General features: G+C 45.8%; 19 protein-coding genes. 13 read left to right on the forward strand and 6 right to left on the reverse strand.

The genetic code is table 11. From position 1 onward, the window contains the following. The first annotated feature begins 118 nt into the window (after nucleotides 1–118). Nucleotides 119–2833 carry a PVC-type heme-binding CxxCH protein gene (locus FEM33_RS21580; protein ID WP_229214351.1) on the forward strand — a complete coding sequence of 905 codons (2715 nt, stop codon included), beginning with the start codon at nucleotides 119–121 and terminating at the stop codon, nucleotides 2831–2833. Between the two features lie 86 nt (nucleotides 2834–2919). Then, nucleotides 2920–3840: a hydroxypyruvate isomerase family protein gene (locus FEM33_RS21585; RefSeq protein ID WP_139014050.1), complete on the forward strand. Its 921-nt coding sequence runs from the start codon at nucleotides 2920–2922 to the stop codon at nucleotides 3838–3840. A 146-nt stretch (nucleotides 3841–3986) separates the two neighbouring features. Here the strand turns inward: FEM33_RS21585 and FEM33_RS21590 are convergent, their stop codons facing one another. Together FEM33_RS21590 and FEM33_RS21595 are read right to left on the reverse strand one after the other, a co-directional pair. After that, a complete protein-coding gene (locus tag FEM33_RS21590; RefSeq protein WP_139014051.1) occupies nucleotides 3987–4295 on the reverse strand; it encodes an isoamylase early set domain-containing protein in 309 nt (102 codons plus the stop codon). A gap of 147 nt (nucleotides 4296–4442) precedes the next feature. Further along, nucleotides 4443–6704: a TonB-dependent receptor gene (locus FEM33_RS21595; protein WP_139014052.1), complete on the reverse strand. Its 2262-nt coding sequence runs from the start codon at nucleotides 6702–6704 to the stop codon at nucleotides 4443–4445. 212 nt (nucleotides 6705–6916) lie between these two features. Between FEM33_RS21595 and FEM33_RS21600 the strand changes: the two genes are divergently transcribed. Beyond that, complete coding sequence (locus tag FEM33_RS21600; RefSeq protein ID WP_139014053.1) at nucleotides 6917–7327, forward strand: DoxX family protein; 411 nt, start codon at nucleotides 6917–6919, stop codon at nucleotides 7325–7327. 43 nt (nucleotides 7328–7370) lie between these two features. Here FEM33_RS21600 and FEM33_RS21605 read toward each other — a convergent pair whose 3' ends face one another. Continuing rightward, nucleotides 7371–8342 (reverse strand): aldo/keto reductase, encoded by a 972-nt coding sequence (locus FEM33_RS21605; RefSeq protein WP_139014054.1) that lies wholly within the window; start codon nucleotides 8340–8342, stop codon nucleotides 7371–7373. Nucleotides 8343–8498: 156 nt separating this feature from the next. Between FEM33_RS21605 and FEM33_RS21610 the strand changes: the two genes are divergently transcribed. From FEM33_RS21610 to FEM33_RS21630, 5 genes are all read left to right on the forward strand, one after another. Continuing rightward, nucleotides 8499–9263 carry a M23 family metallopeptidase gene (locus tag FEM33_RS21610; protein ID WP_139014055.1) on the forward strand — a complete coding sequence of 255 codons (765 nt, stop codon included), beginning with the start codon at nucleotides 8499–8501 and terminating at the stop codon, nucleotides 9261–9263. Nucleotides 9264–9329: 66 nt separating this feature from the next. Continuing rightward, the gene (locus FEM33_RS21615) at nucleotides 9330–10616 is read left to right on the forward strand and encodes an aminotransferase class V-fold PLP-dependent enzyme (RefSeq protein ID WP_139014056.1); all 1287 of its coding nucleotides are present in this window, start codon (nucleotides 9330–9332) and stop codon (nucleotides 10614–10616) included. Nucleotides 10617–10823: 207 nt separating this feature from the next. Further along, nucleotides 10824–11441 (forward strand): Cj0371 family chemotaxis-regulating polar lipoprotein, encoded by a 618-nt coding sequence (locus FEM33_RS21620; RefSeq protein ID WP_139014057.1) that lies wholly within the window; start codon nucleotides 10824–10826, stop codon nucleotides 11439–11441. A 25-nt stretch (nucleotides 11442–11466) separates the two neighbouring features. Continuing rightward, nucleotides 11467–12639 carry a glutathionylspermidine synthase family protein gene (locus tag FEM33_RS21625; protein WP_139014058.1) on the forward strand — a complete coding sequence of 391 codons (1173 nt, stop codon included), beginning with the start codon at nucleotides 11467–11469 and terminating at the stop codon, nucleotides 12637–12639. A 203-nt stretch (nucleotides 12640–12842) separates the two neighbouring features. Beyond that, nucleotides 12843–13175, forward strand: coding sequence for a hypothetical protein (locus FEM33_RS21630; protein WP_139014059.1), 333 nt, complete (start codon nucleotides 12843–12845; stop codon nucleotides 13173–13175). Nucleotides 13176–13321: 146 nt separating this feature from the next. Here FEM33_RS21630 and FEM33_RS21635 read toward each other — a convergent pair whose 3' ends face one another. Next, complete coding sequence (locus FEM33_RS21635; protein ID WP_139014060.1) at nucleotides 13322–13663, reverse strand: cupin domain-containing protein; 342 nt, start codon at nucleotides 13661–13663, stop codon at nucleotides 13322–13324. A gap of 175 nt (nucleotides 13664–13838) precedes the next feature. Here FEM33_RS21635 and FEM33_RS21640 point away from each other — a divergent pair, with 175 nt between their 5' ends. The 5 genes from FEM33_RS21640 (at nucleotide 13839) to FEM33_RS21660 (ending at nucleotide 21347) form a co-directional block, all read left to right on the forward strand. Further along, nucleotides 13839–14393: a hypothetical protein gene (locus tag FEM33_RS21640; protein ID WP_139014061.1), complete on the forward strand. Its 555-nt coding sequence runs from the start codon at nucleotides 13839–13841 to the stop codon at nucleotides 14391–14393. A 331-nt stretch (nucleotides 14394–14724) separates the two neighbouring features. Further along, the gene (locus FEM33_RS21645; protein ID WP_139014062.1) at nucleotides 14725–15897 is read left to right on the forward strand and encodes a DUF3179 domain-containing (seleno)protein; all 1173 of its coding nucleotides are present in this window, start codon (nucleotides 14725–14727) and stop codon (nucleotides 15895–15897) included. Between the two features lie 3 nt (nucleotides 15898–15900). Next, entirely contained in the window at nucleotides 15901–18117 is a 2217-nt protein-coding gene (locus FEM33_RS21650; RefSeq protein WP_139014063.1) for a TonB-dependent receptor family protein, read from the forward strand. Between the two features lie 248 nt (nucleotides 18118–18365). Next, complete coding sequence (locus tag FEM33_RS21655; protein WP_139014064.1) at nucleotides 18366–20219, forward strand: glycoside hydrolase family 2 protein; 1854 nt, start codon at nucleotides 18366–18368, stop codon at nucleotides 20217–20219. A gap of 87 nt (nucleotides 20220–20306) precedes the next feature. Next, a complete protein-coding gene (locus FEM33_RS21660) occupies nucleotides 20307–21347 on the forward strand; it encodes an SDR family NAD(P)-dependent oxidoreductase (RefSeq protein ID WP_139014065.1) in 1041 nt (346 codons plus the stop codon). A gap of 11 nt (nucleotides 21348–21358) precedes the next feature. On the opposite strand, the gene FEM33_RS21665 is transcribed toward FEM33_RS21660, so the two are convergent. After that, nucleotides 21359–22018, reverse strand: coding sequence for a DUF2490 domain-containing protein (locus tag FEM33_RS21665; protein ID WP_161597206.1), 660 nt, complete (start codon nucleotides 22016–22018; stop codon nucleotides 21359–21361). A gap of 81 nt (nucleotides 22019–22099) precedes the next feature. Beyond that, nucleotides 22100–22330: a hypothetical protein gene (locus FEM33_RS21670; protein WP_139014067.1), complete on the reverse strand. Its 231-nt coding sequence runs from the start codon at nucleotides 22328–22330 to the stop codon at nucleotides 22100–22102. Nucleotides 22331–22389 lie beyond the last annotated feature (59 nt).

Consider the following 22389-nt stretch of genomic DNA (forward strand, 5'->3'; position numbering starts at 1 on the left):
TGTATTTCACAGGATTAATTTTTGATCCGGCTTCATTCCTTCCAAGTTCATTTTATTATTCCCGAAACAACAGGTAATTTTATGCGAGTTTGAATATCCCGCATTATAAAAGTCTGTTTTGAAATCAATTCATTTTAAGAAATCCACACTATTCATTGCCGTCCATTGCCTTCTGCTGAATTTCTGCGGTTTTGGCCAAACAGCTGATTCTGTAACTGTTGTTCCTGAAATCGTCGTTACGGATCCCGACAGCATCTATGCAGCACTTTCCGAACCTGAAAAACGGTTTTCCAGAAATGCCATCGCCGGTCTCAAAATGGCCGACGGCCTGGAAGCCACGCTCTTTGCATCCGAGCCCGATGTAATCAACCCCATTAATATCGATGTAGACCATCGCGGAAGGGTATGGGTTTGTGAATCCTATAATTACCGTCCTGCCGTTAACGGAAAGTCCGAACTCGGCGTCGGTGACCGCATCCTGATCCTTGAAGACAAAGACGGTGACGGAAAATCGGACGTTACCAAAGTTTTTTACCAGGGAGCCGAAATCAATGCACCGCTGGGAATCTGGGTCATGGGAAACAAGGCCATTGTTTCGCAAAGTCCGTACGTTTGGCTTTTTACGGATACGGACGGAGACGACAAGGCGGATGTAAAAGAGGTGCTTTTCAAGGAAATCGGCGGCGTCCAAAACGATGCGGGCGTACATGCTTTTGTATTCGGCCCGGACGGAAAATTTTATTTTAATTTTGGAAACGCCGGCAGGCAGCTTGTAGACGGCAAAGACCGTCCTTTGCTGGATAAATACGAAAGGCCGCTTGATTTCAGGCAATTTAAACAGGGCGTGGTTTTCAGGTGCAGCCAGGATTTTACCAAAGTTGAAATCCTGGCGCAGAATTTCCGAAACGGCTTTGAAGTAGCCGTGGACAGTTACGGAACCATGTGGCAGCCAGATCAGGAAGAGCCGGGAAATGGCGCTGACCGCGTTTCCTATGTTATGGAAAACGGCAATTTCGGGTATATTGATGAAATGACAGGCGCAAGCTGGCGGCTCAACAGGACCAATGTAGAAGATGAAATCCCGCGCCGTCACTGGCACCAGAATGATCCCGGCGTTGTGCCCGACTTGCTGGAAACAGGTTCCGGTTTTCCGATGGGACTAACCGTTTATGAAGGAGAATTGCTTCCGCGACGTTACTGGGACCAGATTTTGCTGGCCGATGCAGGCCAAAACAGCATTAACGCCGTTCAGGTCCGGAACAGTGGCGCCGGTTACAAATCGGACGGTATCATTCCGGTTGCAGAAGGAAAGCGCGACAAATGGTTCAGGCCGACGGACGTATGCGTGGCACCCGACGGCTCGCTGATCGTTTCCGACTGGTATGATCCCGTAATTGGTTCGCATAAAATGAAGGATAAAAGCCGGGGAAGACTGTTTCGCATTGCGCCGGCAGGCGTACCTTACAACATTCCGGTTTATGACCTTTCTATTCCCGAAGAAGCCGTAAAGGCATTGCGCAGCCCCAATTTGTCCATGCGTTACATGGCGTGGAATGCCTGCGTAAAACACGGCTGGGCAGCAGAACCGTATCTTGAAAATCTTTTCCGTGAATACAATGCGAACCCGAAACTGCGCGCAAGGGCACTCTGGGTTTTAAACAATATCGAAGGGTTTAATTACCGCAACCTCGACATCGCTTTCCGCGAACTGAACCCGAACCTGAGAATTACGGCATTGAGAGCCGTGCGGCAGCGGAACAGCGATCCTACCGAATACATCAAGCGGCTCACTTCCGATCCGGACCCGCAGGTAAGAAGAGAATGTGCGCTGGCGATCAACCATAATCATACTTACGAGGCGCTGGATGTATGGCTGCAGCTTGCAAAACAATACAAGGGAAATGACCGCTGGTCGGTGGAAGCATTGAGCATAGGCGCTTTTGAGCAATGGGAACGCATTTTTCCGGCATGGCTGGAAAGGGCAGGAGCGAACCCCGAAGCAACGGATGCGGGAAAAGACATTATCTGGCTTGCAAGAACAAGACGCGCCATTCCATACCTGACCAATCTTGCAGCGGATACTACGGTCAGTTTCAAAGACAGGCTGCGGTATTTCCGGGCATTCGACTTTTTTCACGCAGGATACGAAAAAACGCAGGCGTTGCTGAACGTAATGAATGTGAATTCTTCGGATCGGATTGAAGTCAGTAAACTGGCATTGCTGCATCTGGACAAATCTTTTGTAACCAATTCACAACAAGGGCTGACCGCGCTGAACAAGCTGCTGGACGAAACGTACGGAACAGCAGATTACATTGATCTGATGACGAGGTATGAACTGGAATCGGAAAATGAAAGGCTGTTCAGGCTTGCGCTGGACAAATCCGATGAAGTAATCGGCCGTGATGCAGGCCGGCTGTTGCTGAAACAGGCCGGGATTTTGTATGTAACGCAAAAGTTTTCAAGGCTCAATGACAGGCAGAAGTCGGCTTTACTTGCTTCCATCCAGTCCGCAGGAAGTTCCGAATCCGTAAATCTGCTGCGTGCGGCAGTTACGGATAACAGCGAATCGCTGACAGTACGGAAAAATGCGGCGGAATATCTGGGTGCAAGCTGGCCGGGAGAAGAAGCGGTTGTGAAGTTGCTGAAAGACGGCCGTCTGGAAGGTGAAATCAAGGAAGCGGCACTGAATGGCGTCAAGAATGCGTTCCGGGAAGATATCAGAAATCAGCTTGCGCCGTATTTTCCCGCGCCGGAGCCGGAAGTTACGGTTACTGCGCCTGCCGAGCCGAAAAGCAGAAAGGAAAGAAGGAAGAAAAGAAAGGGAAACTAGCCGTTTCCAAGTTTCCTGAAAAGAATTGGGGTATATTTCATAAAGCCGCTTCTTTAATGTTTAAGTAAACAAAACCTTAAAAATATATGCTCCGCAGAAATTTTGTAAAATCTTCACTTGGAATCGCTGGTGCAGCAATCGCAACAGGAGAAGCTTTCGCAACATCCCCATTGGCAAAAAACAAATTCAAACTGAAATATGCATCTCACTTCGGCATGTTTCAGAACAGTGCAGGAAAAGATGTCATTGATCAGCTCAAATTCATGGCCGATCAGGGCTTTATGGCTTTGGAAGATAACGGCATGATGGGCCGGCCTGTGGAGCAGCAAGAAGCAATTGCCAGGGAAATGACCCGCCTGGGAATGGAAATGGGCGTGTTTGTAGTGGACAAAGGCGGAAACGGAGCCAATACATTGGCTGCCGGCAAAAAGGAATACATCGACATTTTCCTGAATGGCTGCAAAAAAGCGGTGGAAACGGCCAAGCGCGTCAATGCCAAATGGATGACCGTTGTTCCGGGCGATTTTGAAAGAAACATTCCGATCGGCGTACAAACCGGAAACGTAATTGACGCATTGCGCCGTGGTGCCGAAATACTGGAACCGCATGGACTGGTCATGGTGCTGGAACCGCTGAGCGATTCGCCGAACCTGTTTCTGAGAACTTCCGACCAGACGTATGAAATATGCCGCGGCGTGAACAGCAAGTCATGCAAGATCCTTTATGATATTTATCACATGCAGAAAAACGAAGGCCGCATTCTGTATAATATTGACAAAACATGGAGTGAAATTGATTACTTCCAGATCGGGGACGAGCCCGGCCGGAATGAGCCTACAACCGGAGAAATCAATTATAAAAACATTTTCAAATACATTTACGACAGAAGCAAGAAAGAGAACAAATCCTTTATCATGGGAATGGAGCACGGCAACTCACAAAAAGGAAAAGAAGGAGAAGACGCCCTCATTAAAGCTTATGTAGAAAGCGACAACTTCGCAATCTAAATCAAAAGACATCCAGCAAGTTTAAAAAATAAAAAACCCGGGAGTAAATCATTTACACCCCGGGTTTTTCTTCTAACAGCTAACAGCTAACAGCTAACAGCTAACAGCTAACAGCTAACAGCTAACAGCTAACAGCTAACAGCTAACTACAATACAACAACTGAATTTTCTGTGTCTTCAACGCCTGCCGGAACGAATTTGTCAGCTTCCGGATCGTTCTGCCATTTTTCGTCATCCAGAATATAGCGGAACTGATATTCACCTGCTCCAAGCTCAACAATTCCTTTGAAAGAACCATCTTTCTGTTTCTTAAGCGCAATTGCTTCCGCAGGATTCCAGCCGTTGAATTCTCCCACAAGAGCAACTTTTTTAGCTTCAACTGCTGCTTCCGCAGGTACTGTAAATGTAACTTTGTAAACCGATTTGCTCTTTACAAACTGCTTTGTTAATGCCATGATTAAGTAGTGTTAAATAGTTGATGAGACAAATATACAATTAATAATTATTCAAATCAATGAATATCAATACTGTATGTCTTTTTCATCCTTGAATAATTATACCAGAACGTTTTAGCTGACGTTTTTTGTGCAATTTAGCAGATTTTATCTTAACATATATCTTAATCCGAGAAAGCCTCTAAGTCCCTGATTTGGTGCATAAACATACGACGGATCGAAGGTCAGACGGTATGGATTTTCCGGCGTGGCGATGACCTGACCATGATCGTCAAATTTTACATTTTTGTCGAAAGGATCGGATGCGCGCGCGATGGAATTTGCCGGCGGCGTGAAGTTCAGCAGGTTTTTGATGCCTCCGTAAATTTCTAGTCCGTTACTGAATTTCTTTGTTATCTGGATATTCTGAAGAGACCATACCGGCGAAACGCTTGCGCGCGGATCGTCCTCGCTCAGTATGGGCAGGCGCATGGGCCCGTAAATGTTGCCGGTGTAATCAAAGGAAATGCCTGCTTTCTGGATGTCATAGGTCAAAGTCCATACGCCCGTGAATTTTTCGGTCAGGACGGGACGGAACCGAATGCCGTTCTCGCTCTGAAAATTATCCATGAAAGTGCCGCCCGTCATGATTTTCAGCGGAAAAGGAAAGTTGAAATCGAGGTTGAGGCTAATTCCTTTTGAAACGGCATACCCGTCCAGATTGTCATAAATGATCTGATTCGGATTGGTATCGTAATCCGGCAGAATCCGGTTTGTGAAATACGTGTAAAAAGCGGAAGCGTCCAGGCCGATAAACGAATTGCCCGTCACAATCTTCTTTACAAAGTTGATATTCGCATTCCAGCTCTGCTCCGGATTGAGCGCTTCTTTTACGATCACTTGTCTCGAACCCGTCAGCGCGGCATGGTCTTCCGTAAACAAATTGACAATCCGGAACCCGCGTCCGACATTAAGCCTGATAACGTCCGTCTGATTCAGTTTGATTTTATAAGCAACTCGGGGTGTAAAAATGCTTCCGTGCCGGCTGTTGTAATCGTACCTTGCGCCAAGCAGCAGCGAATGGATGCCCGATTTGATTTCATCCTGTACAAAAAAGCCCGGCAGCAAGATCTTGTCCGGATGATCCTGTCCGTCCGTATAGCGCGTTGCCGTCGTGTTGTCATTATAAAAAGTATAGCGGAAAGGCGTTCCGAACAAAAGGCTGTGTTTCCCGATTTCCTTGTCCCAGAGAAACTGTGCAAAGGCGATTTTCTGGTCGGCATTAAAAAGGACATTTCCATAAACCGAATTCTGGTTATGCGAACTGAACGAATACTGAAGCGTGATTTTCTGCGAAACCGGAAGCTGATAATTGCCCAGTATTTCATAACGTTTGGTATAAATGCTCTCGCCGTACACTTCGCTGCCGCCACGGTACGATTTGTTCCAGTTCATTTGTCCGCCCCAGCGGTCTTCATAATAATATCTGGCTGCAATGCTGGCCTGTCGGTTACCTTTCAGGCTGAACGACCATTTGTTGAAAACCGAAATCCGGTTCTGCAAAGTAAGGTCTGTAAATCCGTCCTTATTGTTGTCAACAGGATTCTGGTAATTGAAATAATTGACTCCCAGCAATGAACTGACTTTTGGCCCGGCGGAGAATTTTACGCCCAGGTCTGCATTGTAATCGCTCCATGAAGTGCTGAAAACGTCTGCGGAAAACAAAGGCGCTTTGGACGGATTCTTTGTGATGATATTGATCAGTCCGCCTACGGCTTCTGAACCGTAAAGCGTCGAAGCGGGGCCTTTTACGATTTCTACCCTTTCCAGCAGACTGTTTGGGATTCCCGACAAACCGTAAACCGTGGAAAGTCCGCTTACCATGGGCATGCCGTCGATAAGAACCATGGTATAAGGCCCTTCCAGTCCGTTCATATGGATGTCGCCGGTGTTGCAAACGTTGCAGTTGAGTTGCGGACGCACGCCGTTTACATAACTCAATCCGTCAAAAATGCTCGGGACCGGGTTTTTGTAAATGAATTTTGCCGTGATAATATCCACCGGAACCGGACTGTCCAGTTTTGAAACTTCCCGCATCGTTCCTGTTACTACAACTTCATTCAGGGCATTTTCACCTGATTTGATCGTAAAATCACGGACCGTATTTTGTTCAATGCGCACGTTCTTTTCAGTAAGCGCAGGCATGGCAACGTAACTGATCTTTACGGTATAACTACCGCGCGGAATGCCCGTTAACCTGTAATTTCCAAGCGTGTCCGCCGTCGTGCCGGTTTTCAGTTCATTAATATAGACCGAAGCACCAAATGCAGGTTCGGTCTGGCCTTCAATGGCGATTTTCCCGGATAGCGTAAATTGAGCTGTCGCATCGAATGACAAAAGGCAGAATATCAGTTGTATATAAAGCTTCATATGACTTTAATTTATTATTTTACCTTATCTAGATATATATTTAGGTAAATCTAAAAATATTTATCTGTAATCAAAAACGTACAAGGAAGTTACAATTTCTTTATTTTTGAAACCGTATATAATGTCCGTCACGTTGCCTGCGATAACCATAAAACCTGAAAAGTTTTATCGTGCTTTCCGCAAGGCTTTTATGAACACTAACAGAGTTAATTATGCTGAGAAACTTTCTGAGACCCGTCAAGCTTCCGGCTTCCGCCGATTCAGGCATTCTGATTTTAAGAGTCGGTATGTCGTTGCTAATGCTGACACACGGCTATGCCAAGCTCAAAGGCTACATGGGCGGCGATTCCTCTTTTGCAGATCCGATTGGTTTGGGCCAGGAATTTTCATTGATCCTGGCCATATTCGCAGAATTCGTATGTTCTATTCTGGTGATTCTCGGGCTTGTAACCCGTGCAGCGCTCATTCCGCTGATCATAACCATGCTTGTAGCCATTTTTATCATTCATGCGCAGGATACCTTTGACAAAAAGGAACACGGACTTTCATTTCTGATTTCTTATGTAACGCTATTTCTGACAGGGCCGGGGCGATTTTCGTTTGACAGAAATTTATTCAGATAAATAAAAAAACCTCGTCAGTTACGGCGAGGTTTTTTATTATTTGCTATTGAGACCATTCGGTGGGTTGTCGGTCCCAGCGATGCTGTTTCAGCTTTTCTGCTGTTTCGGCTGACAGTAATTGTCCGTCGCTTACGGCAACGTTTGATCTGACGTGCGGCAGTTTCCGCATGCCCGGGATCGTCGTGTGAACGTCCGGATTGTTCAGGATAAAGCGCAGCGCAAGTTCGGGCATTGTCATTCCTTCCGGCAAGTCCGCGCGCAATGCCTCGGCATGATCCACGCTGGAATTCAGGTTTTCAGGGACAAAATAAGTAGAGCGCCAGTCATCCGCAGGAAAAGTGGTTTCCTTCGTCAGCGTTCCTGTCAGCGTTCCTTCATCAAAAGGCACACGTGCAATAACGCCGATGTCCATTTTTCTGCAGAGCGGGAAAAGATTGTCTTCCGGAGCCTGGTCAAAAATATTGTAAATAACCTGAACGGCATCGATCAATCCGGTTTTCAGTGTTTCCAGCGCATTGTCGGGTTCCCAACGGTTGATACTGATTCCCCAGCGTTCCACTTTTCCTTCTTTCGTCAGTTTCTGGATCGCTTCTTTCCATTCGTCTTCCTGCGCCCAGCCATCTTCCCAGACATGGAACTGAAGAAGATCGATTTGCTCGGTACCCAGGTTTTTAAGGCTTTTCTCGGTATACTCCACAATGTAGTCGGCCGGAAAAACTTCTTTCAGCGTAAATTCCGGTCTGGACGGCCATTTCCTGTTTTTAGGCGGAATTTTGGTGGCTGCATAAAGCTTGCGGTCCGGATAGCGTTTGATAAGGTCTCCGAGAATCCTTTCACTCAAACCTTCCCCATATCCCCAGGCGGTATCAAAAAAGTTTACGCCGGATTCCACTGCCAGATTCAGAGAGTCATCTGTTTCTTTGCGGTCCGAGCCGGTCCAGCCGGCAAGTCCCCACATTCCGTACCCTATTTCGCTGATCTGCCAGCCGGTACGTCCAAAACGACGGTTTTGCATTTTAAAGTAATTTAGAGTTTGTGACTTAAAGAATTTGACTGCATTTTTTTAATGTATAACAAATACATTTGCGTTGTTTTATTTTAAAGGTACAAGGTAACGTTCTTCGGATTCAAATAAGTGAAAAAAAAAGGATTGGTGTCAAAGCCGTTGTTAATGTCAGTAAAAAGAATTGCCGGAATCCTGTTGATCATCGCTGTATCTGCCTGGACGAGTGAGAAAGTACCATCCGGAGAAATAGCAGAATATTGTGCCGCTTTTAACCAGCTTCAGCTCGATATCCGGGACGGAAACATTTCGCCTGATTCCGCAAGAAATGCATTCCGGGTTGTCATGGGCAATCTGAGGGCTTCGTTTCAGAGAGATTCGTGTCCTTCCGTGGATTCTGCCTATTTTGTTTACCCCATCCGCGACTATCTGCCGCGTGAATCCATTGGCGGCCGGGGAAGAGGTTACCGGCCAAACGGGTTTGATCTTTTTGACAGGGAAGTAAGCGGAAGCCATCCGGCACACGACCTTTTTATCCGCGACAGAGATCAGGATAACCTCGACGACCGGACGTGGAAGCCGGTGGATATTCTGTCATTCAGTCCGGGCATTGTGCTGGCGACGGAAACGGGCTGGAAATACGACAGCGAGCTGCGCGGCGGCAACTGGATATGGATTTACGATCCCTGCCTCGACGGACTTTTTTACTATGCGCACAACAACATCGTTCAGGTGCAGCCCGGCCAATGGGTAAAAGCCGGTGACAAAATCGCCGAAGTCGGGCGTTCCGGGTATAATGCGTACAAGAAGCGCTCGCCGACGCATTTGCATCTCATGTATCTTCAGCTCAACAGCGATGGCCTTCCGGAACCTTACAATACATACAACTGGATGATCAACGCTGTTACAAAGGACAGTATGGATGCGGAATGATTGGGATTGACGGAGATAATTAATACATTGTATCTCACTCCAATACTATTTCTGAAAAATACATCTATGAACAACCGACGGTCCTTTTTCAAAAAGAGCGCAGCCCTTGGCGTTGGCGCCTTTGGTATCAACAGTCTTTTCAATGAACTGCATGCTGCGGATTTCCATGAAGCTGAAAAACTTTGGAATGAAAACAGCGAGGATAACGAAGATTACTGGTCCGTGATCCAGGACGCGTACACGGCCAGCAAAAGCAACATCATTATTCTCAACAACGGAGGTGTATCGCCTTCGCCGGTTGTCGTGCAGGAAGCGCTTGAAAAATACAACAAGGCGGCCGCACAGGGCCCTTCGTATTATATGTGGCGCATTATTGACAAAGGCCGCGAACCGCTGAGGCAGCATCTGGCAAAACTGGCGGGATGCGACGCAGAAGAAATTGCCATCAACCGCAATGCCACAGAAGCGCTGAATACCATCATTTTCGGCTTGCCGCTGCAGAAAGGCGATGAAATCATCGGTACCGTTCAGGATTATCCCAATATGATTCAGGCATGGAAACAGCGTGAGATGCGCGACGGACTAGTTTACAAGCAGCTGTCTTTCGACTTTCCCATTGAAAACGACGAGCAGATTGTAAAAGCCTACGCGGATGCCATTACGCCGAATACCAGGATTATCCACGTAACGCACATCATCAACTGGGTGGGGCAGATTATGCCGGTGAAGAAAATATGCCAAATGGCGCACAGCAAAGGAATTGAAGTCGTTGTGGACGGCGCGCACAGTTTCGGGCTGCTCGATTTCAAAATCCCGGACCTGGAATGCGATTACTTCGGGACCAGCCTGCACAAGTTTCTCAGCGCGCCGGTCGGAAGCGGGATGATGTGGGTTAAAAAAGACAAAATTGAAAAAATATGGCCGCTGCTATGCAACAGTCAGCCTAAAAGTGCCGATATACGGAAATTTGAAACGCTGGGAACGCGAAGTTTCTGCATCGAGCAGGCCATCGGTGAAGCCATTAATTTTCAGGAGGGAATCGGTTCCAAAAGAAAACAGGAACGTGTGCATTATCTGAAAAAATATTGGGCGGAACAAGCGCAGCAGATTCCGGGTGTTAAAATCCATACTTCGCTGAAACCGGAATATTCATGCGCTATTGCAGGCGTAAGCATCGACGGCATGAAGCCGGAAGAACTCGACAGCAGACTGATGCGCGATTATCAGATCCATACCGTTGGCATTAACTGGGAAAACATTCATTGTGTCCGCGTTACGCCCCATGTGTACACGAAACGGAGCGATCTGGACAAACTGGTTGGCGCGCTTGAAAAAATTTCCAAAAAAGCCTGATCGCATTTTAGCTGAAATGATTATTCAATCCGAAAAGCATAACCTCGGTTTCAGGCGGGTTATGCTTTTATTTTGTTTATGAACGAGAGCCGTTCAAATGAAGACAGGATTTTTAACCTTGAAAAACAGACCATTCGAACAAATTGTGTTCATCTAACACTGTTCTGGAATTATTTTTGAACTGTTCTTCATCCTAAATCAGATATTATGACGCAATTACGAAAAGGTTCTTTTATAAAAAGGGCTAAAGATATCAGTATCGGCGGCGCACTTGCACTGGCTATTCTGTCCTCGGGAATGATGACGGGCTGCTCTTCCAATGAAGAAGACGAGTCGGCTTACAGTTATGAAGAAACGGCCTATACAAAAGGAGTCCGTTCGCATATCAAGGAAGTTAAACCCGGCGAATTCAAAATTACCGATGAAGAAAGCGTGGATGCCGACAAATCCATGGCCATTGTAACTTATCTGGACGGCCATACGGATTCATTGAGTACCGAAGCGGCCAAAGCTCTGATCGACAAGGATATCCAGAACAACAATTCCTATGTCGGGCATCACAGCGGATTGTCCAGCATGCTTTTGTACGGCGGCATGGGCTATTTTCTCGGCAGATCTATGAATAACGGGTACATCAACAATTACCGAAACCAGGACAACGGGAATTATGCAAGGTCTGTTTACAGCAATCCTGCTACTTATAACAAGTCACAAAGTGTAGCACAGCAAGTAAATGCTTCCAGGACCACAAGAACGGTGAATTCCCGGCCGGCCGGCGGCAGAAGCGGATTCTTCGGCCGTTCGGCTGGCAGAAGCGGAGGATAACCATAAAAGCAACAATCCCAAAATCATGATAAAATTAAAAACCCTTTCCAATCATCCGGAAAAGGCGCTTCAGAATGTAGGCTGGAACTGGATGCTCGGAACGGATACATCTCCTTATGTGGTCAGTGATATGGTTGTAATTTCCGAGGAACTGGCCAACCAATATTACGAAGCGGCAGGAACCCTGTACGACATGCTGATCGAAGCCGGGCAATATGTCATTGACAACAATCTTTTCAAAGAGATGGGCATACCCGAAAATCTGGTGGAGCTGATCAGAACTTCCTGGATTGATGACCGGCATGTGCATTTGTACGGGCGTTTCGACCTGGCGGGAGGCATTGATAATGAGCCCGTCAAACTGATTGAATTCAATGCTGATACTGCAACCTGCATACCCGAAACTGCCGTGGTGCAATGGGCGCATCTGCGCATGAACGGGCTGGACGATTCGATGCAGTTCAATACGGTTTATGAAACGCTGGTCAGTCAGTTCCGGTTTTTGAAAGATATCAACAATGATCTTAATCCGTCCATTCTGTTTTCGACCATGCGGGGTTATGCGGAGGATGACACCAATGTGAATCTGCTCGCGGAAGCAGCAAAGGAAGCCGGGTTCGATACGGATTTCGCTTATGTGGATGAAGTGGAGTTTTCAAACGGACAAGGCATTTTCAAGTTTGAGTCCGATGGAGGCAATTTCATCCGCTTTGATTTCTGGTTCAAACTCGTTCCGTGGGAGTACATCGGAAATGACGAACCGGAGCTTGCGGCCATGCTAACGGATATTGTCAGGACACGAAAGGCGCTTATCCTGAATCCTGCGTATACTTTGCTTTTCCAGTCCAAATACATTCTGAAAATTCTCTGGGACCTTTATCCGTATCATCCGCTCTTGCTGCAGACAGAAAGATACGCTTTGCCGCATAAGCAGTCGGTAAGCAAAGTGCTGTTCGGCAGGGAAGGAGCAAACGTGTCCATTCTTGAAAAAGGCGGAGAAGTGCTGGAAAGCGTTGAAGGTGAGTACGATACCCAGAATAAAATTTTTCAGGAATACATCAGGTTCCCGACGGACGCGGCAGGCTTTTCTTATCAGGCCGGAGTTTTCTATGCCGGGGAAGCCTGCGGATTGGGCTTTCGGAGAGGCGGCAAAATTCTGGATAATACGGCGCAGTTTGTAGGTCACATTGTGGAATAAATGATTTGTAAACCAATAAAAGAGCAAAAACGACCGTATGCTAAGTAGGGCAACCGTTTACTAATCATTTTAAGAAAAAACGGTTTTGTGTGACAAAGTTTGCAAGGTCATTTTATCGTTTGCTGATGCTGAAAACGGAAATAAAAAGCAGGCAGCTTTCAACTGATTTTTTACAAATGAGTCCATTCTTAAACAAAACCGTTATGATACACGAAAAAATTTTCCAGCTGAAAAGCGGCAGAGAAGTTAAAGTCATTGTGAAAGGGTATTTTCTGAACGATAATCCGGAATTGAGTACCGATTACGAGATACTGGTCCGGGAACCCAGAGAAAAGTATTTCCGGGCGCCGATCGGGATCAATCATCCGCAATACTGGAAAATGAAAAGGTCCGGAACGCAGCAGGCCAAATCCATTTTGCTGGAATACAGCGGAATTTCCCAGAGACATATCAATCAGACTGTAGCTGAATTCAACCGGATTGTAAGCTTTCCGCCGGCCCAGATTGGAATGCAATTCGAAAAGGAACTGGTCTAGAACTTAACTTTGCTACATGATTCTATCTTTAAAAGAATTTTCAATCCGCCGGATTCAGAAATAAACCGGATAAAAGCACAGCAAACGTGTTGTTTATCCGGTTTTACTTTTTAATAAATCACCTGAAAATCCGGATCGGACGGATATTATAAAATCTGTTTTTCCAGCTCAATGAAATCTTCACGTGCCGGCGTAAAGCAATCGATTACCTTGCACTGCGTATGTGCTACTGCGGAATGCACCGCGTTGGATGGAATATAGGCCGTCATTCCTTTAGTAAGGTTCATTTTTTCACCTTCGATATCGAACTCCAGTTCCCCTTCCAGCACATGGCACCATTGTTCGTGAAAATGGCTGTGTGCAGGCAACACAGTGCCCGCATCAATGGTCAGGTGGCCGAAAGTCTGCTTTTCCGAATGCGAAAGCGTGCCGTAAATGCCGTCCCAGATCTTTATGACCTTGTTTGTATTAAAATTGATAAAAGGCATATATCAAACTTTATTGAATGGCTGATAATTAAACTGATTGGAAATCCGGTGAAAAGGTACAACTCGTTTTAAATTTCGTAACAACCGGATGTAAAATAAAATAGCTGATATGACTGGGTTTTCATACAGCTTTTTATAATTTTGCATTATCTCATAAAATTTTATTATTTTAACATTGCGCAGGATTATTTCCATATTATTATTGGGGCTGCTGCTTTATAACATGGTGGGCTATTCCATAGTCTACTTGTCTGAAGAGCGGCATGTCATCAGTAATGCGGGAAAAGATCTTGTTCAGCAGTCCGTTGCTTCCGAAAATATCATCATCAAGGTTCCCGTTTCCGTTCCTTATCAGAACAACTGGGATGCGCCCGAACCGGCAGAAGGCCAGATCGAACATGAAGGCCGTTTTTATCAGATGAAAAGCCAGCAGCTTATCAATGACACACTGTATGTGCAATGTAAATTTGATCAGAATGCAAGGGACCGATTTACCGACCTTGTTTCCAAAATCAATGATCAGGTTACGGGTACGGCTGCCGGTTCCCGTAATGATCAGCATGCGCATGTTTTGAAAAATTTCCTGAAAGAATACATGGTTTCCGGCCGTATGCATACTTTTTACGTGCTTGAATGGACTGAATCAAACAATTGCAGCTATAATCATTCTCATTCCTTTCTTCCTGAAAGGCATTCCGTCATTCCATCTCCGCCTCCGGATCTGGCTTAGTCAATTCTTTTTACAGTAAATCCTGAAAGCAATTTCTTTGCAGATGCCATGTGCATACATGCATCAGGAATTTACCTGCTATCCGGCACATTATTTCCGTTCATGCAAGGCAATGTTTTGTAACAAACATGGTGTCACTATAACCTTTATTCCGGTTTCAGAATATCCGAGCGGGAAGCCGTCAATTCAGCATATATTATCATAGGTTAATAATCTGGCAAACGGATCTGCCGGATGGCGGATCCGTTTCTTTATATTTTTTCCGGTTGTACTGTTCATGTTTTTCTTCTGAAAAGTCAAAGCTCCATAATTACCAATTAGATATAATCATATGAAAGCAATTTTTTACCTGGGGGTTACAGGCATTATCCTGTATGAAATTGCAAAAGTCTACTTCATTATGCCCATGCCGGGAAGCCAGCAGATGAACAGTGTTGACCTTGCCTACTTTCTGCACAACTGGCGCTGGGCGTTTCGGGGCTTGTTCTGGATCATGATTGTCGCGGGGGCCTTTTCCGTATTTTCAGGAAAGACAAAGTGGGTTTCGCTGGTTTTGATTCTGGTTGTGACTGCCATTACATACGCTGCCAATTACCAAATGGCTGCCGATACCATGTTTTACCAGCCGCGAGAAGTTGTGCTTCACAATGCATCTATGAACAAGGTTGCTGACGGCCGGCTCGTTATCGGCATTGCGGAAAACGGGGATGCAAAGGCGTATCCGATCCAGTATATCGGCTATCATCATCAGGTTCAGGATGTAATCGGAGGGAAATCGGTCATTGTTACTTATTGTACGGTATGCCGGACCGGAAGGGTTTTTGAGCCGGTCGTCAATGGCAAAAAAGAAACTTTCCGGCTTGTGGGAATGGATCATTTCAATGCCATGTTCGAGGATGCAACTACCGGAAGCTGGTGGCGGCAGGCAAACGGCGAAGCCATTGCCGGGCCGCTGAAAGGCCAATTGCTTCCTGAACTGGCCAGTACGCAAACCACGCTTGCACAATGGATAAAAATGCATCCCGACAGCAAAATAATGCAGCCCGATCCTCTTTATCAGGCAAAATACGATTCCATGAGCCGGTATGAAAGCGGCAAAAGCAAGTCGGAGCTGACGCGGACGGATACCCTTTCCTGGAAAGAAAAATCGTGGGTGGTAGGCATAAAAGCAGGAGAAAAGTCCAAGGCCTTTGACTGGAACCGGCTCCAAAAAGAAAGGATTGTCAATGATCAGGTCGGTGCGGTTCCGGTTGCACTTGTCATCGCTGCCGATAACCGGAGTTTTTTTGCATTTGACCGTGGCAATGTTGCTAATACTTTGAAAATCAGAAATGATACACTGTTTACAGACCATGCATCCTATGATCTTCTGGGAAAACGCATTTCGGGCTCCGGCAAGGACTTGAAACGGATTAATGCATATCAGGAATTCTGGCATAGCTGGCGAACTTTTCACCCTGATACAGAACAATACGGAATTCAGACATCAAGTCATTTTCAATAAACAATGAGAACAAATTTATTTCCGGTACTTATTTTACTGTTCCAATTCATTCAGGCTGCAAGTTTTGCGCAAGCACAGGAAAATAACGGAAAAGATTACAGCAAGACATTGGAGCTTAATGAAGTAACTGTTGAGGAAAGAAAAAATGTAATCCATACCGAACGCCTTCCGGACATTCATAATGCTTTCATTACTGCGGGTAAAAAGAATGAAGTTATCAATATGGACGGTGTCAACGGCAATATAACCGAAAAAACAGGCAGGCAGATCTTTGCCAGAATCCCCGGCGTTTTCGTGTACGATATGGACGGGAGCGGAAACCAGATCAACATTTCAACACGCGGACTGGACCCGCACCGTTCGTGGGAATACAACATTCGTCAAAACGGCATTATTACAAATTCCGACATGTACGGTTATCCGGCCAGCCATTACAGTCCGGCCATGGAATCCATTGAGCGCATTGAGCTGGTCAGAGGGACTTCTTCGCTGCAATATGGCGCCCAGTTCGGAGGAATGATCAATTACGTTACCAAAAGTCCGGATACAACCAAAGCTTTTGCATTTGAAACCATCAATTCAGCCGGCTCTTTCGGACTTTTCAGTTCTTATAATGCCATTGGCGGTAAAACCGGAAAATTAACCTATTCCGCTTATTATCAGAAAAGGCATTCCGACGGATACCGGAAAAACTCAAAATCAGACGCACAATCCCAGTTTGTCAGCCTGAGTTACGCATTCAGCAAATCGTTGCGGTTACATGCGGAACTCGGACGCTCTTCGTACATTTATCAGATTCCGGGCCCTTTAACGGATGCTATGTTTGCGACAGACCCGCGTCAGGCAACGCGGTCACGGAATTACTTTAATCCGGATATTTACATTCCGTCTATTGTGCTGGACTGGAAACTGAGTTCTGCCACGATCCTGAAATTTACGAATTCCGGCGTTTACGGTGCACGGAACAGCGTGATGTTCGACGCATTTGCCAATATTCCGGATACGGTCAACACTTCAACGGGTTCTTACAAGGCGCGGCAAGTTGATATTGACAATTTCAAAAGCTTTACGTCCGAGCTGCGGATTATGCATTCGTACGAACTGGCAGGATTCAGAAATATACTTTCTTCCGGTGTTCAGTACATGCATAACAAACTGCACAGGAGACAGTTGGGAAAAGGAACGACTGGCAGCGATTTTGACCTGACGCTTACGGATCCGGTTTTTGGACGAAATCTTTTTATGAAAACCAGCAACATTGCTTTCTTTCTGGAAAACCTGATTTACCTGACGCCCAAGCTTAGTTTGTCGCCCGGCTTCCGGATCGAAAACGGCGGTACAGCCATGACGGGAACGATCAGTTATTACGATGCGGAAAATTTTCCGGATAAAATAAAACACCAGTTTCCATTGTTCGGGATCAGTTCCCAATATCGTATCAATGCCGAAAACCGGATTTATGCAGGCTTTTCGCAGGCGTACAGGCCGGTCGTATTCAAAGATATCATTCCGGGTTCTGTGCTGGAACGCGTGGACAAAAACCTGAAAGATGCGTATGGTTACAACCTTGAGGCGGGGATCAGCGGAAACGTCCGGAACAGACTGAAATATGATATCGGGCTTTTTCAGGTACTGATCAACAACAGAATGGGAACTGTTTCGGTGCGTGAAAACGGCAAGGCGTATCTTTTAAGGACCACAACGGGCAACACCCGGAACCGGGGCGTAGAAGCATATATAGAGATCGTACCCGTTCACATTACCACAAATTCTGTTTCGACGGAGCTTTCTTTTTTTACTTCCACATCCTTTTTCAATGCCGTGTACATAAAAGGAAGTGCCGTTGCAAACAATGAAAATGCCGGCATAACCGGTAACAAAGTAGAGGGCGTTCCCACCTGGATTTCGCGAAACGGCATGCAGCTTTTATATAAAAAGCTGTCACTGACCTGTCAGTACAGCTATGTAAGTTCCAGCTTTGCCAATCCGCTTAACACTGTGGAGCCGTCTGCAAACGGAACCGTCGGCAAAGTTCCTGCGTATGGTTTGCTGGACATCAATGCTACCATCCGGTTTGGCCAAAATTATACGCTGCGGATGGGCATTCATAATGTAGCCGACAAACAGTATTTTACCAAAAGGCCGACGATGTACCCGGGAGCAGGCATATGGAGTTCGGATGGAAGAAGCCTCGGGATTTCCTTCGGAATAAAGATTTAACGCATTGCTGTAAACATGGAAAATGCGTTGAGTAATTACCTCCTCGCTTACTGAAATATCGTGTCAGGCATTATTTTAATAACATGTACTTAATGTAACATGGAAGGAAAAGTGCATCGTCATGCTGCAATTCAACTCGGTATGGCAGCTGGATATTTTTCCGGAAATGATTGCTTCACAGCCAATAAGCAAGACGATTACAGGTGAAGTAATGAAGTAAATAATATGTTTTATTTAATGCTATACTGATGAGTAAGACTCCTGTTCATCCCAATTATGGTTTTTCCCAGAGTAAAGAAGAAGAGTTTGCTGAAGAGAACTTTGTAAGTCCGCTGCCGCGGGCAGTACTTCGTCCCAATGAATTCGTTTTGCTGGATGGAGAATGGAAATTTGCCATTGACCCCGAGGATAAAGGCATTCAGGAAAACTGGTATATCAGTCATAATTACGAAAAAACCGCGCATTGGCCGGGAAGTGTGGAAACACACTTGGCAAGTATGCAACAAAACAGCCCTTCCTGGCAGGACAAGATTGTAGTCTGGTATGAAAGAGAGTTTGAAAAACCCAGGCATGCCGAAATCGACGGTCAGAATGAAGCCCTGCTGCAACTCACATTCGGTGCGTGCGGGTACGAAACGCAGGTTTGGCTGAATGGTTTTTTGCTGTCCACAATTGAAGGTGAAGACAAGCACATCGGAGAATACACCTCTTTTTCCTACGAACTGGAAGAAAGGATTCTGAGACCGGTAAACCGCCTTACTGTGCGTGTCGCCAATTCCATGGATGCGGATATTACGCGCGGCAAGCAGGAATCCCACGTTTACAAACGCGGTGGCATCTGGTACCAGACGTTTACCGGCGCTGTAAGAAGCATCTGGCTGGAAACGGTGGAAAGAAACCGGCTGCGCTCGCGTGTAGGCGTTGTCAGTATCGTGGAAGATAATCTTGTCCGTTTCAATTTAACAACCCGCATTCATGATCCCGGTGCGTACAAAATACGTCTGAAAGTCTTTAACGTGGACAAAAACCCGGATCTTGTAAAACTGGTTGCAGAGGACGAATACCCGATCATGCTGGAAGCAGGCCAAAAATCACAACGGCTGGTGCAGGAAATCAAAGATGCCCAGCTCTGGTCGCCCGAAAACCCGTACTTGTACCGTCTCGTCGCCCAGCTTATCGACGAAAACGGTTATATATCTGAAATAGAAACCAAATTCGGCCTGAGGAAATTTGAAGCAAGAGGAAACCGTATTTTTCTGAATCACAAACAGATTTATCTGGATGGTATTCTGTACCAGCCGGGAAATGCATCTTACAGACAGATACAGCAGCATTTGTACGCCATGAAAGAACTGGGCTGCAACCTGGTGCGTATACATATTGCCGGTGTAGACCCGCGCATTTACAAGCTGGCAGATAAAATCGGTATTCTGCTTTGGGTTGAAGTCCCGAGTCCGCACCGTTCCAGTTCTAAAAGCCGTGCAAATCATAAAGATGAACTGTTCCGGATGCTTGCCCTGATCGGAACGCACCCTTCTGTGGTAATATGGAGCTTGTATAATGAAGACTGGGGCGCTCAGGATATTGCAACAAACCAGCAAACGAGACAATATATTATGGATATGTATCATTTCATGCAAATTGCATATCCGCAGTTTCTGGTTGTCGATAATGACGGCTGGCAGCATATCTCGTTTGAAGGAAGACTGAAGTCCGATTTGCTGACTGCGCATCTTTATACACCTGATCCCGATCACTGGCGTCAGTTACTGGATGACCTTACAGCTGGAAAAATGGAAAGTGTAGCTGCTTTTCCGCTTGTAGTCGGAGATCCGTTCTTTTACAGGAAACAGGTTCCGTTGATTGTGAGTGAATGGGGCGGGTTCGGATTTGCGGATTACGGCGGCCCCAAGGATGACGAAGCACGTACACAACAGATCAGGCTTTTCAAGGAGGAACTGAGAAAGAGGCCGATAGCGGGCGACGTTTATACGCAGGCAACGAACATTGAGGAAGAACAAAACGGAATTATTGATTTTGAAACAGGCGAGCTCAAAGTTCCTGCCGGATTGCTGGCTTCGGGGAGTTACGAGGGAAAGTAAAGACAATATATTGTTAATGAAACCGGCCATGTCCATAAATCAGGCATAAAAATTTAACTGCCGGTATTTCAACGAAAAAGACTTACTATGAAAGAATATAAGAATAATCATTCGGGCTCGGGAACACTGGCATTGTATGCTGCGGCCGGAATAGGTTTGTATGCTGCTGCAAAAAGGATTTACAGGGAAATGAACCGGTTTGATTTCGCTGATAAAGTTGTTGTAATTACCGGCGGCGCACGCGGGCTCGGTTTGATTCTGGCACGCGAACTGGCTGCAAAAGGTGCATTGCTGGTAATTTGTTCCAGAAATTCCGAACAGCTTGAAAGTGCCGAAAATGAACTGACCGAAAGAGGTGCAAATGTACTGGCTGTAACAGCTGACATCAGCGATCCGAATGACGCCCTCAAAGTCATACAAACAGCGGTTTCTCATTTTGGTAAAATCGACGTGCTGATCAACAATGCCGGAATAATGCTTGTAGGGCCGCAGAATGTCATGGATATCCAGGATTATAAAAAGGCAATGGATACCAATTTCTGGGCTTCACTTTATATGATCAAGGCAGCTTTGCCTTATTTTGCAGAGCAGGGAAAAGGCCGGATTGTGAATATCTGTTCAATTGGCGGAAAAATCTCTGTGCCGCATCTGCTGCCTTACAGCGTAAGCAAGTTTGCAATGGTGGCTTTGTCGGAAGGGCTGCATGCCGAATTGAAAAAGGATAATATTCATGTAACCACGGTTATACCCAACCTTATGCGTACCGGAAGCCCGAGAAATATTCTGGTTAAAGGCAAGCACGAATCTGAATTCGCATGGTTCAAATATGCAGGTTCGACGCCGCTGCTTTCTCAGGACCCTGAAGAATCAGCAAAAAAGATTATTCAGGCCACCGAATATGGTCTGAACGAAATTACGCTGACGCTTACAGCCAAACTTGCAGTGGCCCTACAAGGAATCAAGCCCGGATTAATGTCCGGTATTTTTACTCTGGCCAATAAATTTCTGCCGGATTCCGGAGCAGAAGGACACAATACCAAAAAAGGTTATGAAAGCGAATCGGATAAAACTTCCGGCCCTGTTCCCAGCCAAAGTGACATTGCTGCGATTCTGAACAATCAGATTTGATCATTTTCTTTTCAGAACGACGACTTGATCGAAAGCTGGAATATGTTGTTCCGTACATTCTTATCCTCCTGGATAATGTACCGCAGCATGAATCCGGCTTCCAGATCAAGTTTTTCGTTAAAGCGGTATCCGGTTCCCGCATAAGGCCGGTTCTGATCAAAAATCTGCCTGCCGGACTGTTTGTTTCCCTGAACGTTCAGGAAAAGTTCATTCTGGATACAAACATACATTCCGTTCGTAAAGTCGGGATTTGCAAGAACCGGGATCAATGCCTGAATATAATACCTGAGCCGCTGCGCAAATATTTTTTCCTGCTGCATATGCATAAACCGCTGTTCAAATCGGAGCCGGTTGGTTATCTGCACGTTTTTAAGCTTGTTCCTGATTTCAAATTGTTCAAAAATCCTGTTTTCCGGTTCATATTCCAATTTGTCATTTTCTTTTTCCCAGGTTCCGAAATAAGTATAACCCAAAGTGACCGTCTGATTTTCCCTGATTTTGTACCCGATTCCAGGCCGGATCAGAAGTGTGTTTGCGTAATCAAACCGGTCAGCAGAACGAAGCTGCATATCGTAACTGAATTGCCAGCGTTCAGAAATCTTTTGTTCGTGCGACCAGAAAAGCCAGCCGTTATGCTCAATGCTTTGCGCTTTGGAATAATGAAAATCCAAAAGGAAACAGCAGACTGATAATTGTTGAACAAAGGAAAATTTCATGGAATGTAAATAAGAAAGTCATTCCTCTTTAACGGATTATATCCATGCCAGTTCAATCATATTGTCAATTCTGTTTTCCAGTTTGCAAAAGCTCATTTCAATCTGCTCGTCTGTTAGCAGCACATCTTCGATTTCATTGCAGGCAAGTGTTTCATCCATCAATTCGCCGTAAAGCAGCTGACCTTCCGGCGAACGAAGTATTTTGATAAGCTGCGCGGCCTCATCCTTGTTGCATGAACTGCGTATAAACCGGCGCAATAGCGGCATGGCACAATGCTGTTTCAAGTTTTTTTACAGATTTAAGGTGAGAAGTTGAATGTGAGTCA

Source organism: Dyadobacter flavalbus (assembly GCF_006149045.1).
Lineage (GTDB): Bacteria > Bacteroidota > Bacteroidia > Cytophagales > Spirosomataceae > Dyadobacter > Dyadobacter flavalbus.

Bases quoted from the DNA above. Each gene is read 5' to 3' on its own strand.
- FEM33_RS21585 (WP_139014050.1), top strand. From the start codon at position 2,920: ATGCTCCGCAGAAATTTTGTAAAATCTTCACTTGGAATCGCTGGTGCA.
- FEM33_RS21590 (WP_139014051.1), bottom strand. From the start codon at position 4,295: ATGGCATTAACAAAGCAGTTTGTAAAGAGCAAATCGGTTTACAAAGTT.
- FEM33_RS21595 (WP_139014052.1), bottom strand. From the start codon at position 6,704: ATGAAGCTTTATATACAACTGATATTCTGCCTTTTGTCATTCGATGCG.
- FEM33_RS21600 (WP_139014053.1), top strand. From the start codon at position 6,917: ATGCTGAGAAACTTTCTGAGACCCGTCAAGCTTCCGGCTTCCGCCGAT.
- FEM33_RS21605 (WP_139014054.1), bottom strand. From the start codon at position 8,342: ATGCAAAACCGTCGTTTTGGACGTACCGGCTGGCAGATCAGCGAAATA.
- FEM33_RS21610 (WP_139014055.1), top strand. From the start codon at position 8,499: ATGTCAGTAAAAAGAATTGCCGGAATCCTGTTGATCATCGCTGTATCT.
- FEM33_RS21615 (WP_139014056.1), top strand. From the start codon at position 9,330: ATGAACAACCGACGGTCCTTTTTCAAAAAGAGCGCAGCCCTTGGCGTT.
- FEM33_RS21620 (WP_139014057.1), top strand. From the start codon at position 10,824: ATGACGCAATTACGAAAAGGTTCTTTTATAAAAAGGGCTAAAGATATC.
- FEM33_RS21625 (WP_139014058.1), top strand. From the start codon at position 11,467: ATGATAAAATTAAAAACCCTTTCCAATCATCCGGAAAAGGCGCTTCAG.
- FEM33_RS21630 (WP_139014059.1), top strand. From the start codon at position 12,843: ATGATACACGAAAAAATTTTCCAGCTGAAAAGCGGCAGAGAAGTTAAA.
- FEM33_RS21635 (WP_139014060.1), bottom strand. From the start codon at position 13,663: ATGCCTTTTATCAATTTTAATACAAACAAGGTCATAAAGATCTGGGAC.
- FEM33_RS21645 (WP_139014062.1), top strand. From the start codon at position 14,725: ATGAAAGCAATTTTTTACCTGGGGGTTACAGGCATTATCCTGTATGAA.
- FEM33_RS21650 (WP_139014063.1), top strand. From the start codon at position 15,901: ATGAGAACAAATTTATTTCCGGTACTTATTTTACTGTTCCAATTCATT.
- FEM33_RS21655 (WP_139014064.1), top strand. From the start codon at position 18,366: ATGAGTAAGACTCCTGTTCATCCCAATTATGGTTTTTCCCAGAGTAAA.
- FEM33_RS21660 (WP_139014065.1), top strand. From the start codon at position 20,307: ATGAAAGAATATAAGAATAATCATTCGGGCTCGGGAACACTGGCATTG.
- FEM33_RS21670 (WP_139014067.1), bottom strand. From the start codon at position 22,330: ATGCCGCTATTGCGCCGGTTTATACGCAGTTCATGCAACAAGGATGAG.